The 15,971-nt window shown below is 43.9% G+C and carries 13 protein-coding genes; 9 read left to right on the top strand and 4 right to left on the bottom strand.

Annotation, left to right across the window (positions count from 1 at the left end; all coding sequences use genetic code 11):
* Positions 1 to 78: 78 nt before the first annotated feature.
* Positions 79 to 1,962 carry a (E)-4-hydroxy-3-methylbut-2-enyl-diphosphate synthase gene (gene ispG / locus M9189_RS01260; protein ID WP_250724099.1) on the bottom strand — a complete coding sequence of 628 codons (1,884 nt, stop codon included), beginning with the start codon at positions 1,960 to 1,962 and terminating at the stop codon, positions 79 to 81.
* Between the two features lie 79 nt (positions 1,963 to 2,041).
* Here ispG and M9189_RS01255 point away from each other — a divergent pair, with 79 nt between their 5' ends.
* The gene (locus M9189_RS01255) at positions 2,042 to 2,938 is read left to right on the top strand and encodes an ATP-binding cassette domain-containing protein (protein ID WP_250724098.1); all 897 of its coding nucleotides are present in this window, start codon (positions 2,042 to 2,044) and stop codon (positions 2,936 to 2,938) included.
* 133 nt (positions 2,939 to 3,071) lie between these two features.
* Here M9189_RS01255 and pdxH read toward each other — a convergent pair whose 3' ends face one another.
* Positions 3,072 to 3,713 carry a pyridoxamine 5'-phosphate oxidase gene (pdxH, locus tag M9189_RS01250; protein ID WP_250724097.1) on the bottom strand — a complete coding sequence of 214 codons (642 nt, stop codon included), beginning with the start codon at positions 3,711 to 3,713 and terminating at the stop codon, positions 3,072 to 3,074.
* A 197-nt stretch (positions 3,714 to 3,910) separates the two neighbouring features.
* Between pdxH and M9189_RS01245 the strand changes: the two genes are divergently transcribed.
* Positions 3,911 to 5,215 (top strand): acetyl-CoA hydrolase/transferase family protein, encoded by a 1,305-nt coding sequence (locus M9189_RS01245; RefSeq protein WP_250724096.1) that lies wholly within the window; start codon positions 3,911 to 3,913, stop codon positions 5,213 to 5,215.
* Between the two features lie 106 nt (positions 5,216 to 5,321).
* Here M9189_RS01245 and M9189_RS01240 read toward each other — a convergent pair whose 3' ends face one another.
* Both M9189_RS01240 and M9189_RS01235 read right to left on the bottom strand, forming a co-directional pair.
* Positions 5,322 to 6,335, bottom strand: a complete 1,014-nt coding sequence (locus M9189_RS01240) for a DUF4097 family beta strand repeat-containing protein (RefSeq protein ID WP_250724095.1) — start codon at positions 6,333 to 6,335, stop codon at positions 5,322 to 5,324.
* A 4-nt stretch (positions 6,336 to 6,339) separates the two neighbouring features.
* Complete coding sequence (locus M9189_RS01235; RefSeq protein WP_250724094.1) at positions 6,340 to 7,710, bottom strand: UDP-N-acetylmuramate--L-alanine ligase; 1,371 nt, start codon at positions 7,708 to 7,710, stop codon at positions 6,340 to 6,342.
* 162 nt (positions 7,711 to 7,872) lie between these two features.
* Here M9189_RS01235 and M9189_RS01230 point away from each other — a divergent pair, with 162 nt between their 5' ends.
* The 7 genes from M9189_RS01230 (at position 7,873) to rodA (ending at position 15,909) form a co-directional block, all read left to right on the top strand.
* On the top strand, positions 7,873 to 8,592 hold the full coding sequence (locus M9189_RS01230; protein WP_250724093.1) for a ComF family protein: 720 nt from the start codon (positions 7,873 to 7,875) through the stop codon (positions 8,590 to 8,592).
* Between the two features lie 72 nt (positions 8,593 to 8,664).
* Positions 8,665 to 10,188 (top strand): bifunctional phosphoribosylaminoimidazolecarboxamide formyltransferase/IMP cyclohydrolase, encoded by a 1,524-nt coding sequence (purH, locus tag M9189_RS01225; RefSeq protein ID WP_250724092.1) that lies wholly within the window; start codon positions 8,665 to 8,667, stop codon positions 10,186 to 10,188.
* An 11-nt stretch (positions 10,189 to 10,199) separates the two neighbouring features.
* Positions 10,200 to 11,225 carry a rod shape-determining protein gene (locus M9189_RS01220; protein WP_250724091.1) on the top strand — a complete coding sequence of 342 codons (1,026 nt, stop codon included), beginning with the start codon at positions 10,200 to 10,202 and terminating at the stop codon, positions 11,223 to 11,225.
* A gap of 54 nt (positions 11,226 to 11,279) precedes the next feature.
* A complete protein-coding gene (mreC, locus tag M9189_RS01215) occupies positions 11,280 to 12,110 on the top strand; it encodes a rod shape-determining protein MreC (protein ID WP_250724090.1) in 831 nt (276 codons plus the stop codon).
* Positions 12,103 to 12,621 (top strand): rod shape-determining protein MreD, encoded by a 519-nt coding sequence (gene mreD, locus M9189_RS01210; RefSeq protein ID WP_250724089.1) that lies wholly within the window; start codon positions 12,103 to 12,105, stop codon positions 12,619 to 12,621. Before mreC ends, mreD begins: the two co-directional genes overlap by 8 nt.
* A gap of 44 nt (positions 12,622 to 12,665) precedes the next feature.
* Positions 12,666 to 14,507, top strand: a complete 1,842-nt coding sequence (gene mrdA, locus M9189_RS01205; RefSeq protein ID WP_250724088.1) for a penicillin-binding protein 2 — start codon at positions 12,666 to 12,668, stop codon at positions 14,505 to 14,507.
* A complete protein-coding gene (rodA, locus tag M9189_RS01200) occupies positions 14,491 to 15,909 on the top strand; it encodes a rod shape-determining protein RodA (protein WP_250724087.1) in 1,419 nt (472 codons plus the stop codon). Before mrdA ends, rodA begins: the two co-directional genes overlap by 17 nt.
* Positions 15,910 to 15,971: the final 62 nt, after the last annotated feature.

The raw sequence follows: 15,971 nt of genomic DNA, 5'->3' as shown, positions 1-15,971 counted from the left end.
GTGTTTACATCCGAACTGGTTACAATGTATTGCAATTTAAAAAAAACATTTAATCTGACGCAAAAAAAACTACGCTTCTCATTCGGCATCAACCCAGTCACCACTCTCCTTAATCAACTCAACCAGCCTGTCCACGGCCTCTTCCTCAGGAAGAGCCCTGCTTACAAGTTCTCTGTTCCTGTACAAAGAAACTTTCCCAGGCCCTGCACCAACATATCCATAATCAGCATCTGCCATCTCACCGATACCGTTTACAATGCATCCCATCACAGCAATCTTAAGGCCCTTAAGGTGCGAAGTGCGTTGTCTTACCTTAAGCGAGGTTGTCTGCAAGTCGAAAAGTGTCCGACCACATCCGGGACAAGAGATATACTCTGTCTTTGAGAACCTCACCCTTGAGGCCTGAAGTATACCAAACAGTAGATCTACCAGGGATGCAAAACCTACGGCAGGTGCTGATAAGGAAACGGCATCTCCATAGCCGTCGAGTAGCAGCATGCCCATATCAGCCGCAGCCTCTATCTGTAAGTCAGCAAGTCCCTTTTCCTCATACCTGCGGTGAATAATTACCGGATGGCTGAGTCCCATGGCCTGCATTGCAAGGAAAAAAGCCCGTTGTTCTGCAACACCATTAATATTCTTTGTTCCCAACAAAATCACACAGTCCTTCTCCTTTCTGAGTCGGTCAACTACGGCTCCCTCCAGGTCGCCGTACTCCATCTCAAGCACAAAAGGACCCTTTACATCTGATACTGACCTAAACTCATCTATCCTATACAGAGGCCACAGATATGATCCTGCCAATCCATCATTGCTTTCAACCGGCACAATCTGCAATAGCCTTTCATATCCTTGGGGAAGTCTTTCAAGTGGCTTGTCACATATCACTGCCTCACATTGAATAGCCGAGACCTCCGTTTCTATTCCTCCTCTAAGATCTGCCACTACTGCTGCAGTCTGAACTCCTCCAAAGATTCCAACCTTGTGACTCTCTCTCGCATGATACTCAAAGGGACTGTATGTAAAATTCTCTACAGGCTTAATCACAGGGTGACCTGCTCTTTTTACAAACATATCCCTTAGGCGACGGGCTACAGGAATCTCCTCCTCGGGCTCTTCAGTCAGCGACACCCTTATAGTATCACCTATTCCATCAGCAAGCAAGGCCCCAATCCCTACAGCCGACTTAATCCTGCCATCCTCAGCACCCCCGGCTTCAGTTACACCAAGGTGGAGCGGATAGTCCATATTTTCGGCCTTCATTGCCGATACCAACAGACGGACCGTGTGAACCATAACCCTGGTATTGCTGGACTTAATGCTAAGCACTATATCTTCAAACCCATGTCTGCGGCACATACGGAGATATTCCATACATGACTCTACCATTCCAATGGGAGTGTCGCCATACCTTGACATTATGCGGTCTGACAAACTGCCATGGTTAGCTCCGATTCGTAGTGCAGTACCCCTCCTTTTGCATATCTCGAGCAAGGGAAGTAGCCTTGCTTCTATCTCTGCAAGTTCTGCAGCATACTCCTCATCATTCAGCTCTACATTACGAAACATCTTTGCACCGTCTGCAAAGTTGCCCGGATTGATACGTACCTTCTCCACTCTCTCGGCAGCAAGCAATGCTGCATTTGGGTTAAAATGCACGTCAGCCGACAATGGGATGTCAAATCCCCTTGCACATATGCTACGTTTGATATCCTCAAGATTAACCGCTTCACGCCGGCCCTGGGTAGTAATCCTTACCAGATCCGCACCTGCCGTTGCAATGCGTATGCACTGTGCAGCAGTTGCCTCAGAGTCCAACGTATTGGTGGTAGTCATTGACTGCAGTCGAATAGGCTCATCCCCTCCGATAGAAATTTTCCCGACCTTGACCGAACGGCTCCTGTTGCGCTTATATTCAAATAATGAATCACAAAACAAGGGCAGTTTCGCTGCTTTATTCATAAATACCGTTATTTGGATCTGCTAATTTATCTCCCTAAAGCGAAAATTAATAACTTTAAAGTCAAAATTATTATGAACCATGTCGATAACTGTGACCAATGTCTCAAAATATTATGGTAGACAAAAGGCCTTGAATAATGTCTCTTTCAGTCTCAAAACAGGAGAAGTTGTAGGTTTTCTGGGACCCAACGGGGCAGGCAAGTCAACCATGATGAGGATTCTTACAGGTTATTTCAACCCCTCGGAAGGAAGGGTTGAGGTATGTGGCATTGATCCTGCTGTCGACTCCATAACCTTCCGCCGGAAGATAGGTTACCTTCCTGAACACAATCCGCTATACGACGATATGTATATAACCGAGTACCTCTATTTCGTAGCCGGAATATATCAGCTCAGGGATGTTAAAAAGAGGGTTGAAGATATTATTGAACTCACCGGATTGACTCCAGAAAGGGACAAGAAGATTGCCTTCCTCTCAAAAGGATATAGGCAGCGTGTGGGTCTTGCACAGGCACTGCTGCCAGATCCGGAAGTTTTGATACTAGACGAACCGACTTCCGGTCTTGATCCCAACCAGATAGATGGTATCAGGGACCTCATCCTCAACCTTGGACAGTCCAAGACGGTTCTGCTTTCAACCCATATTATGCAGGAAGTAAAGGCCATTTGCGAAAGGGCTATTATAATCAACAAGGGTAATATAGTTGCCGACGAACCACTGAGCAGGCTCGGTGAAAGCATTGCTCATGAGATAGCCATCGAGGCTGAGTTTGATAAAAAGGCTGATATCGAAAAACTGAAAGCAATCGTTGGACTTAATTCGGTAACTTATACAAACAACAAATACTTCATTACTGCATCTGAAGATATTAGACCGCAAATCTTCAGATTTGCGGTCGACAATAATCTGGTGCTTATGGAACTGCAACTCAAGCAACAATCACTTGAAAGCATTTTCAGAAAACTCACAAGCTAACCCAGCAAAAGCCACACTGGTCGGGATTACTTGATAAGATTTCTTTGCCAGGGGTAATGATGCAAAGTAGCAAGATGGCATAGACAAATCGGTGGCGGATACTCTCAGTAACACGCACCCAGGCTTCTGATAATCAGGGAGCAAGGGTCTCAATTATCCAGTTGCCGTCTTCCCACTTGTAGCGAAACCTCTTGTGCAGCCTACCGTGTCCACCCTGCCAAAACTCAAATATATGGGGCTTGATAATATAACCTCCCCAGTGGGCAGGACGGGGAACTTCTTTTCCTTCATACTCTTCCTTTAGCTTAAGCCATGTCTTCTCAAGGTACTCATAGCTCTCAACAACACTGCTTTGAGGGGAAGCCAGAGCACCAAGCCTGCTTTCCCGCGGACGGGAAGCAAAATATGCGTCAGATACCTCAGGGGCAACCTTTTGAGCGACTCCCTCCACCCTTACCTGCCTTTCAAGCAGAGGCCAGAAAAAGAGCACCGACACCTGAGGATTGGATTCTATAGCCTTTCCTTTGTCACTGTTATAGTTTGTATAGAATACAAGGCCATCCTTCTCAAGCCCCTTTAGCAGCACCATCCGGCTATGAGGTGCGCCGGACGGTGTCACCGTCGACAATGCCATTGCAGTCGGTTCAACTGCACCAGCTTCCAATGCATCCCTCAACCACTGGTCTAGTTGGGCTAGCGGATCAGCATCCAGTCTTTCGAGTGACAAATCCCCTCTTACATAATCCTTGCGAAGATCTTGAAATTCCTTATTCATAGCATTATTGTCCATGGAAAACAAACAAGCAGAACTGTTTCAAAGTTCAAGCCAAATGGGTCAAAAATGTATTCTTAAACAGTTTTTCCAATGGTGAAGGTAATCTTAATATTTAGTAGTTTTGCGCCTGATTTTAAAAGGTCAACAATCAATCACTTAGAAATATTAACTACGAAAACAACATAAATCTAAAACAGATGGGCTACAAAACAGTTACAGCCGAAGAGGCGGTCAAGGTAATTAAGTCAGGTGACAGAGTTCACCTCAGCAGCGTCGCCGTAACTCCATGGGCGCTCACCAGGGCAATGGTCGAGAGAGGACGCAGAGGAGAGTTCAAAAACGTAAAAATTCAGCATATACATACAGAGGGGCCTGCTCCTTATGCTGACAAGGAGTTTGAAGGAATTTTCCAGCTCGAATCATTCTTTGTTGGAGCAAATGTAAGAAAGGCCACACAACAAGGTTACGCTGATTATATTCCGGTATTCCTTAGCGAAACCCAGAAGCTGATCCGTGAAGGTTACCTGAAGGTAAATGTTGCAATGATTCAGGTGTCTCCTCCGGACAAGCATGGTTATGTCTCTCTGGGTACTTCAGTTGATGCCACTCTGGCAGCTATTGAAAATGCTGACACTGTAATTGCTCAGGTTAACAAATATGTACCAAGAGCTTTTGGTGATGCAATGATACCTGCCAACATGATTGACTATTTTGTTGAGCATGACGAACCCCTGTATCTGCACCATAACTCACCAATCTCTGAAATCGAGCAAAAGATTGGTTACAACGTGGCTCAGCTTGTTGAAGACGGAGCTTGCCTGCAAATGGGTATCGGTGGTATTCCAAATGCAGTACTTGCTGAACTAGGTAACCACAAGAACCTTGGTGTACACACTGAAATGTTCTCTGACGGTCTGCTGCCATTGATTGCCAGTGGTGTAGTAAACGGTAGCCAAAAGCAAATCGGTAAAGGCAAGATCGTTGCTTCATTCCTGATGGGTTCTCAGGCCCTTTATGACTTTGTCGATGACAACCCTATGGTCGCAATGATGGATGTGGCCTTCACCAACGGTATTCATGTAATCCGCAAGAACAAGAAGGTAACTGCAATCAACTCTGCACTGTCAGTTGATATTACCGGTCAGGTATGTGCTGACTCTATTGGTACTACTCACTACTCAGGTGTAGGTGGTCAGATCGACTTCATCAGAGGTGCAAGCCACTCTGAAGGTGGTAAGCCGATTATTGCAATGCCTTCTGTTACATCGAAGGGTGTTTCAAAGATAACTCCAACCCTGATGGAAGGTGCCGGTGTTGTAACTACACGTGCCAATATGCACTGGTTAGTAACTGAATTCGGAGCTGTAAACCTGTACGGAAAAACTCTGCAGGAAAGAGCCCGCCTGATAATCTCAGTTGCTCACCCCGATCATAGGGAAACATTGGAAAAGGCCGCTTTCGAAAGATTCGGACCACACTTCCACTATATATCAAGAGACTAGTTTCAAAAAGAAGAGGCTGCCACAGAGCAGCCTCTTTTGCTTTATACCTGCGACCTGACATCAGCATGGAAATACCAAGGCCAGTTGCATTATATCCAAACATCCTCTATTTGAAACTGATTTCTCCAGACAAAGTATTACCGTTAATCTTGATATTCCCATTATCCGAAAAGATCCTCTTCTTTCCCTTATTTCCATAATAGGTTATTCCACCGGAAGTGCTTTCAAGGTCAAAGCTTAGTTCCTCCTGCCTGTTGGTCAGATCCATATCTATGTTGCCCGACTTACTTTTAAATGACGAAGTGCCGGTAAGTTTTACACTGCTTCCGACTATACTACCACTGATGGTCTCAATATCCAGAATGCCTTCGTGACTTGTGAGTGATACAGTCCCGGAAGTGCTACCCACATGAAAATCACCCTTGCCAGCATTAATACTGATATTGCCTGACACAGAGTTAACCTTGCCTCCACCTACGACCTCCCTGAGCCCTATGGCTCCTGAAATTGTCTGCGCTTCAGTACCCTTGTAAATACCAGAGGCATTTATGCTGCCTGATACAGTAGACAACTTACCAAAACCCATTACTTCTTCAATATTGATTTCACCGCCTACACTGTTTGCTTTGACATCCCCCTGAACCGATTTAGCTTTAATAGTTCCTGAAGTTGACTTTAGCTCTGCCGGAGCCTTAAGATTAGAGACAATGATGGAACCTGATACAGTTTCAACAATTGCCTTTCCATAGAGGGGTCCTTCGACACTGACGCTACCCGATATGTTGCTGACAGTGACCTCAGCACTCTCAGGAACAGTCAAAATCAGGTATCCCTTTAGCTGTTCGTTTCGCAAACTTGGATATTCCACCCAAATGTTGAGTCTGGTACCTGTCTGTGAATATCTTATCTTGACTGCACTATCCTTCTTCAAACCTCTGATTTCACCGTCAAGTAGGACCTCCGAACTGCCTGAAGTCGCAAACTCGGTACGACAGAAGGCGCCCTTCACATTTATGGAATTTACACCTTCAAAGCTTAGTTGAACTTTGTCAACCAACTCCTGGGCTGATACCGTCACGGCAAAGCCCACTGCCAGTAAAAAAAGAAATGCTCGTTTCATGATCTTATTGTTTGGTTTTGTCCATTTTCTTACTGATCCATGCTTTGATGTCAATTCCCCCCAGGCTGCCTGAAGTCATAATAAGCAGGTTGGTATTTCTAAACTCAATCTTTTCCAACCTTTCAAGCAGTGCTTCCGGAGTTACTATCACAGAATGCTCCGGAATGTTAAAGGCCTTTGCAACTTCAACAGTACTGATTGGGCTTAGTCCCTTGTGTTCTATCACACCAGGGTTGAAATACACAATTGGCTCATCTGCCAGTAACATTGTATTGTGGTATTGTGGAAGGAAGTTTTTGTCCAGGCTGCTGAATGTATGGAGCTCCATACAGGCGACCAGCTTACGCGACGGATAACGGGATTTTACAGCCTCAACAGTAGCTTTTAGTTTTGATGGAGCATGGGCAAAATCATAGAATACAGAAGAACTATCATCACCGGCTACGGCCTCAAGGCGCCTTGAAGCGCCCTTGAAACTACCCATGGACCGCAAAAAAGCGTCATCATCAAGACCAAGCCTGCGGCACACATTCATGGCACCCGCAAGGTTCTGCATATTATGTGCACCAAAGAAAGGAACAGGATATTCCCTGCCTTTATGTACTACTAATGTAACATCTCCAGCATATCTGCTATCAACTTCAAAATATGGCTCAATAGTAAAACTCCGATTTTTTCCATCAAGCATTTTCTTTAGGCTTGAATCACCACTAAACCATGTTAGGTAGCCATTTCTGTCTACAGAGTCAGCAAAATGCCTAAACTGATCTTTATAAATCTCAAAGGTCGGGAAGACATTAATATGATCCCAGGCAATTCCACTTATAAGGGCAATGTGAGGTTTGTACCATAAGAACTTGGACCTTTTGTCAATCGGAGAAGACAGGTATTCATCTCCCTCAAAAACAGCAATCTCAGCATCTTCACTAAGACCTACCATGGTATCGAAACCTTCCAGTTGGGCACCCACCATGTAGTCAAACTTCCAATTGTTGGACCTCAGGGCATGCATAACCATAGAAGTAATTGTAGTCTTACCATGACTCCCTGCTATTACAACCCTGGTTTTGCTCCGGCACTGCTCATACAGATATTCCGGGAAAGAATACACTTTTATGCCTTGACGTACAGCTGCCTGAAGTTCAGGATTATCACTCCGGGCATGCATACCAAGTATCACAGCATCCAGATCACGAGTTATAACCTCAGGGTTCCACCCCTCCTTCTCAGGTAAAAGTCCATGGGATGCAAGCCTTGATTTACTAGGTTCAAAAAACTCATCATCCGAACCACTGACCTGATATCCCTTACTCTTAAGGGCTATGGCCAGGTTGTGCATAACGCTGCCGCCTACGGCAATAAAGTGAACTCGCATACTTATCCTAATATTTTTATCAAAAATACTTCTTTTGGTTTTCTAAAGACAACAATATTCACACCAAATAATAGAGCTTGACAATTGCATGGAAAATAATGAAATTGATGTGTCCAATTTCAATTATCCCATATAGAAAGTTGGACTTTTATTAAAGAAATTATGTTAAGACTTCAAATCGCAGAGTCCCGAAAGTGGCTCAATGGTTTTTTGTCACTCGTCTATCCCGCAAGTTGCATCAATTGCGGTACCTCTCTCTATGACCACGAGAAATATCTCTGCCTTAAATGCATACACAAACTTCCTGCTACCGGATACGAAATGTATCATGACAACCCCGTTGCCCGTATGTTTTGGGGCAGGGTTCCACTTCGCTTTGCCGTATCCTTCTTTCATTACCGGAAAAACGAAAGCCTCAGGCAACTTATCCGCATGCTCAAATACCATAATGAGCCCCAAATAGGGATAACGCTCGGGAAAATGTCAGGATTGAAGCTGTTAAAATCACCTTATTACGAAAAACCAGACCTGATTATTCCCGTGCCGCTTCACCCTGAAAGACAACGAAAGAGGGGTTACAACCAATGCGAGATGATTGCTGAAGGTCTGTCCGCAGTCCTTCAGGTTCCCATTGAGTCAACTCTATTGTTAAGGGCCAGAAACAACTCATCACAAACGACTCATTCGGGATATGAAAGATGGGAAAATGTAGAGGATGTATTTGCAACTTCAGAAGGAGAGAAATACACAGGAAAGCATCTTTTGATAGTAGATGATGTTGTCACAACGGGAGCCACGATAGAAGCGTGCTGCCAGACACTTTTGAAAGACATTCCGAATATCAGATTAAGTGCTGTCTCATTAGGATATTCGCACCAATAAAACATTATCTTTTTTTCTCTATTATGTTCTTATTTTCTTATTTTTGCCACTATTCAACGACATAGTAATACAATGAGTGACAAAAAAAGAATAAAATCTGCCCTTATTTCGGTTTTTTACAAAGATGGTCTTGACGAGATCGTAAAAATACTACACAGCCAGGGAGTGGTATTATATTCAACCGGAGGAACCCAATCGTTTATAGAAAGTATAGGCATCCCGGTATCCAGCGTTGAAAGCCTTACCGGATATCCTTCTATACTTGGAGGAAGGGTTAAGACCCTGCACCCCAACATCTTTGGTGGGATTCTGAATATCAGAGAAGACAAAAAGCACAACGAAGAGATAACAAAATACAACATACCTGAGATCGACCTTGTGATTGTCGATCTTTATCCTTTTGAAGAAACTGTTGCTTCAGGAGCTAGTCACGAAGATATCATTGAAAAGATCGATATAGGTGGCATTTCTCTTATCAGGGCTGCAGCCAAGAATTACAATGATGTCGTAATTGTTTCATCAAGGGATCAATACCCTGCCCTTCTTGAGATACTGAAGGCGGGCAAGGGAGACACCACCCTTAAGGAAAGGGAAGCTTTTGCTGCTGCTGCATTTGCAGTTTCCTCAGGTTATGACAGTGCCATCTTCAACTACTTCAGCAAGGGTGAGCTGCCTTCACTCAGACTTACAGCCAATGGCCGCAAACAACTCCGCTATGGAGAGAACCCTCATCAACAGGGAGCTTACTATGGGGATCTCGATAAAATGTTCGACCAGATTCATGGCAAGGAAATTTCATACAACAATCTACTGGATATAGAAGCTGCCGTAGCGCTGATCTCAGAATTTGATGAGACTACCGTAGCAATTCTTAAGCACAACAACGCCTGCGGACTTGCATCCAGACCTGCTCTGAAGGAAGCATGGGAACTGGCTCTGGCTGCTGATCCGGTGTCGGCCTTTGGAGGGATTATTGTAACCAATGTTCCCGTTGATGCAGAATCAGCAGCTGAAATAGACAAGATATTCTTTGAAGTAATTATTGCTCCGGAGTACGACGAGGCTGCTCTTGAAATCCTAAAGCATAAGAAGAACAGGATAATCCTCATCCAAAAAGAAGCATACAAACCAACGCAGACAGTCCGCGCCCTGCTTAACGGATTCCTGCTTCAGGATGCCGATAGCAAAACGGAGGTGCCAGGGGATCTGAAATGTGTTACTACCAAAGCTCCTACACAGAGAGAAATTGAAGATATGCTCTTTGCCAACAAGATTGTAAAACATTCCAAGTCAAATGCCATAGTTCTCGCGGCAAACAAACAGATGATTGCCAGTGGGGTTGGTCAGACTTCAAGGGTTGATGCCCTTAGGCATTCAATCGAAAAGGCCGGGTCCTTCAATTTTGATCTGAAGGGCGCAGTAATGGCATCCGATGCATTCTTCCCTTTTGCCGACTCTGTTGAGATCGCTCACAAAGCGGGTATCACTGCAGTTATTCAACCAGGTGGGTCAGTACGTGATCAGGAGACAATAGACTTCTGCAACCAACATAATGTTTCGATGGTATTTACCGGATTCCGACACTTTAAACATTAATATCTATTCAAATGGGATTGTTCTCTTTTTTGACACAGGAGTTGGCAATGGACCTTGGTACCGCCAATACCATCATAATATACAATGACAAAATAGTTGTGGACGAACCAAGTATCGTAGCCCTTGACAGACGTTCCGACAAGCTGGTAGCTATTGGTGAGAAAGCAAGGCAGATGCATGGTAAGACTCACGACAATATTTATACTATCAGACCTCTTAGGGACGGGGTTATTGCTGACTTTAATGCAGCAGAGCAGATGATCCGTGGTATGATCAAGATGATCAACAAGGACAAAAAACAGCTATTTACCCCCTCTCTAATCATTTGTGTCTGTATTCCTTCAGGCAGTACGGAAGTTGAGATTCGTGCTGTGCGCGATTCTGCCGAACATGCAGGTGGACGTGAGGTTTATATGATTTATGAACCCATGGCTGCAGCCCTGGGTATCGGTCTGGATGTAGAAGCTCCAGAGGGTCACATGATTGTTGATATCGGTGGTGGTTCTACAGAAATCGCAGTAATATCACTAGGTGGTATTGTTACAAATAAATCCATCCGTATTGCAGGTGATGATCTCACTGCCGATATAATTGAATATATGCGCAGGCAACATAATATCAAGATTGGTGAAAGAACTGCAGAAGAAATCAAGATCAGAGTTGGCTCTGCACTTCCAGAACTTGATGAGCCACCGGCAGATTTCATTGTAAGCGGTCCAAATCAGATGACTGCTCTTCCTATAGAGGTGCCTGTATCATATCAGGAGATTTCCCACTGTCTTGAGAAGTCCATATCAAAGATGGAAACTGCAATACTGAATGCGCTGGAACAAACACCCCCGGAACTATATTCTGACATTGTCAACAAGGGTATCTACCTTGCTGGTGGCGGTGCCTTGCTAAGAGGTCTGGACAAGCGCCTGTCAAACAAGCTTGGCATCCCATTCCATATAGCCGAGAACCCGCTTCATGCAGTTGCAAGAGGTACAGGTATTGCTCTTAAAAACAGGCATAAATTCAACTTCCTCATCAGGTAACAAGCTTTTCAGATTAGCATAATGAGGTAGTTGCCTGCAAATTGTTTCGGAATCATGAGAAACATAATTCGTTTTATAATTAAGTACAATATTGTTTTTCTGTTTCTTTTTTTCGAAACGATAAGCTTTGCCCTGCTTGTCAATTACAACCAATATCATAAGGAGGTTTTTGCAAACTCTTCAAGCACTATTGTTGCCGGGATCATGAAGATCTCCGGCAACTTTAGTGATTACTTCCGGCTAAAAAAAGCCAATGAGGAACTCTCGCGTGAAAATGCATTGTTGAGAACCCAGCTGGAGTCCAATCGTCTTACGATAGACACAACTCTTACTGAAGTTCCCGATTCTCTATCGGGCTACAGCTATATTTACCGCCAGGCAAAGGTTGTCAATAACTCAGTAAACAAGCTTCAAAACTATATAACAATCAACAAAGGGGAGAAGCATGGTATCAAACCTGGGATGGGAGTTATAACGGCTCGCGGGCTGGCTGGTGTGGTCAGACATACATCGGCCAACTATGCAACTGTGATTTCAATACTTAACACAAAACTGAAAGTGTCAGCCAAATTGCGTGAGACCAACCACTTTGGGTCACTGGAATGGGATGGTAAATCGCCTGAATATGTGTATCTGAACGATATCCCTTCCCATGCCCCGGTCCATGTTGGTGATGCAGTTGTAACAAGCGGCTTTTCAGCGATATTCCCGGATAATATTCTGATTGGAGTAATAGAAGGATATAAGCTAAACGAAGGAGAAGGGTTTTATGTGATAAAGGTGAAATTATCGACAGACTTTAGAAACCTTACCTATGTGGAGGTAGTCGAAAAACCTGATAAGGAGGAACAACTTGAACTTGAAAACATGACCTACGATGATTGACAATCTGGGAAGATATTTTCTGGGCTTTATAGGCATTATGGCCGTTCAGGTGTTAATCCTCAACAACCTGAATCTGGGGGGCTATATCAACCCTTGGTTGTATGTACTTTTCATTCTGGTTCTCCCTCTGGAGATGCCCAACTGGTTGCTAATGATTACCGGCTTCTTTACCGGATTGATAATTGATATCTTTCTGAATACACCCGGGATGCATGCTTCAGCAACAGTGTTTCTTGCTTTTTTAAGGCCTGCACTTCTGCGTTTTTTTGGACCCCATGACGGCTATGAATCAGGCAGTCTGCCACTGCCGTCCCATCTTGGCTTTGGGTGGTTTTTCAAGTATACGGCACTGGCAGTATTTGCCCATCATCTGTTCCTATCTACAATAGAAGCCTTCTCATTGGGAAACTTTTTTTTCACCCTGCAGAAAAGCATTTTTAGTTCGCTGGCCACTTTAATCACTATATTTATAGTCATCCTGTTCACAGTAAAGGCTGAGCGAAAGTATTAGTATAGATAGGTAAATAAAGACACCAGAAATATAAACGCTAAGAGGTGATAAGCAACAGGGCCATAATAATAAGAATTTGCTTTATTCTGGTAGGTCTGGTATATATTATCAGACTGTTTATGTTACAGGTTATTGACCCTTCCTATAAGTACTACGCTGAAAACAACACCCAACGCAAGATTACACAATATCCTTCCAGAGGTCTTATCTATGACAGAAACGGTAAACTGCTTGTTTCCAATCAGGCCGTTTATGACATCATGATTGTGCCCCGTGAAGTTGTGTCCTTTGACACACTTGAGTTTAGCAAGGCCCTGGGCCTTCCTGATGAAGAAGTTGTGTCAATGCTTACCGATGTAAAAAAGGCAGTAAGGGCAAATAAGATATCAGCATACAAGCCTTCAGTATTTTACAAGCAGTTGTCGGCTGAACATTTTGCTCACTTTCAGGAAAAACTGCATCTGTTCAAAGGGTTTTATGCCCAACGAAGAACCGTAAGAAAATATGAATACCCCTTCGCTGCTCACGTCTTAGGTTATGTTGCCGAAATCAACGAGAGCATGCTAAAGAAGGATCCATATTACTCAATGGGTGACTATATTGGGATTAGCGGGATAGAAAACAGCTATGAGCAATATCTGAGAGGAAAGAAAGGGGCCAGGTATGTGATGGTCGATGTACACGGGCTTGAGAAAGGACCGATGGGTGGAGGAAGGCTGGACACAGCTGCAGTAGCAGGTAAAAATATCTCTGTTGCTCTGGATGTGGAACTGCAAAAATATGGTGAGGAACTAATGAAGGGTAAGATTGGCAGCATAATAGCCATCGAACCGTCAAGTGGGGAAATACTTACAATGGTTTCAAGTCCGGGTTATGATCCGTCCTTGCTTGTGGGACGGGAACGAAATAGAAACTTCCCGGCATTATCGACCGACAGCCTATATCCACTGCTTAACAGAGCCATTATGTCGGGTTATCCTCCCGGATCAACATTCAAAACCATTATGGGACTTATTGGTTTGCAGGAAGGAGTAATTTCACCATCAACCAGTTTCCCATGCAACCATGGCTTCCATGCCCGAGGAATATCAGTAGGCTGTCACTCCCACAGTTCACCTCTTAGCCTGGCTCCGTCACTTGCAAATTCGTGCAATGCCTATTATTGTTTTACATTAAGATCAGTTCTTGACAATCCGGCCATTGGATCACCTAAGATTGCTCTTGAAAAATGGCGTACATACCTGAAAAATTTTGGCTTTGGTGAAAGACTGGGAAGTGATTTCTTTAACGAAAACCGAGGATTTGTACCCAGTAGTGAGTACTACGACAGAATCTACAATGGAAGCTGGGGTTCTCTGACTGTTATCTCTCTTGGTATAGGACAGGGAGAACTTCTTGTTACCCCTCTGCAAATGGCTAATATGACTGCTGCTATAGCAAACAGAGGATATTTTTACACCCCTCATGTAATAAAGGAAATAGAAGGGGATTCCATCCCTTCCCGCTTCAACGAAAAACACTTTACAGGGATAGATGCTGAGCATTTTGAACCAATAGTTCATGGGATGTATCTTGCAGTCAATGGCGATGCGGGCGCTACAGCCCGCATCGCCCGTATTCCTGGCATAGAAGTCTGTGGAAAAACTGGTACGGCGCAAAACCCTCACGGAAAAGATCATGCTATTTTTATAGCCTTTGCCCCCAAGGAAGACCCCAAGATTGCTATTGCAGTATATGTTGAAAATGCCGGCTTCGGAGCATCCACCGCAGCTCCAATAGCAAGTCTGATGATAGAAAGATATCTGAAAGAAAGTATTGATCCTTCACGCAAATGGCTGGAGGACAGAATACTAAATCTGGATCTGATAAATGAGAGGAAGCAGTAGTTCCATAAAATCAATAGACCGCCTGACGGCGATGTTGTACCTGATACTGGTTTGTTTCGGGTGGCTGAATATATTCGCTGCCAATACCGACCCTGACGGAGGTTTTGTATTCGACCTCTCACTCGAGTACATGAAACAGCTGATGTGGATAGGTATCAGCTTCGTAACAATTGGCTTGCTCATGTTGATTGACAGCAAGTTCTTTACTGCCTTTGCCTTTATATTCTACGCAATTACAATATTGATGCTTATTCTTGTAATCTTTTTGGGTGTCGAGGTCAACAGCGCCCATTCATGGTTTAGGATAGGGTCTTTTAGTTTCCAGCCGGTAGAGCTTGCAAAAGTTGCAACAGCACTGACAATAGGCAAGATATTAAGTCGCTTTCAGTTCTCCTTTACCCGTATACAGGATTTGGTGGTACTTGTAACAGTCTGGTTGCTTCCGGTAGCTATAATAATCCTTCAAAATGATATGGGTTCAGCCCTTGTATTTTTTTCCCTACTTATAGTATTTTTCAGAGAGGGCATGACGCCTTTGATTCTTTTTTTCGGAATAATGGCTATCGTGATCTTTATCCTAACTCTGCTTATATCAAACCTATATATTGAGTTGCTCCTTGTTGCAGTCTTTTTCATTCTGCTATTCTTGAGAAAACAACGTAAACTCGCACTTATATCACTTGGTATTGCCGCTTTATGTTATGGAATTTGCCAACTAGTATTTCATCTTACAGGAGGGATTGACCACTTTAAGGCCATTCTTGCAGGAATGTCAGCTGCATCACTATATCTGATCTCAGTCACGGTACTTCGCAGGTACAAGGCAGTAGTATCCAGTCTGATCCTGTTTTGGGGCTCGCTTGCCTTTGCATACTCGTCAGACTATATTTTTGAGAAGATGCTAAGCGATTATCAGAAGTCCCGTATACTGGTAATGTTAGGGCTTAAGCAGGATCCTCTTGGAGCAGGATACAATGTCAATCAATCAAAGATTGCAATAGGCTCAGGCGGTTTTTCAGGAAAAGGTTTCCTGCAGGGAACTCAGACCAAGTTCAACTTTGTTCCGGAGCAGAGTACCGACTTTATCTTTTGCACTGTTGGTGAGGAGTGGGGCTTCCTTGGCACATCTGCCGTGATAATACTCTTTGTTTGCCTGCTCTTAAGGCTTGTAGTGCTAGCCGAAAGGCAACACTCGGCATTTAGCCGGGTATATGGCTATGCTGTGGCATCAATTTTCTTTTTCCACTTACTTGTCAATATTGGAATGACAATTGGCCTGGCTCCTGTAATTGGTATCCCACTTCCCTTTTTTAGCTATGGAGGTTCCTCATTATGGGGTTTTTCAATCCTGCTGTTTATCTTCCTGAAACTAGACACAAACAGAACCGAGTTGCTAAGGTAAGACACTGTCCTGGACAATTTTTGTTACCTTTCTATATTGCTTATTACCAGAATTATCCCGGG

Source organism: Xiashengella succiniciproducens, from assembly GCF_023674465.1.
GTDB classification, from domain to species: domain Bacteria; phylum Bacteroidota; class Bacteroidia; order Bacteroidales; family Marinilabiliaceae; genus Geofilum; species Geofilum succiniciproducens.
This window is presented reverse-complemented; position numbering and strand designations above follow the sequence as displayed.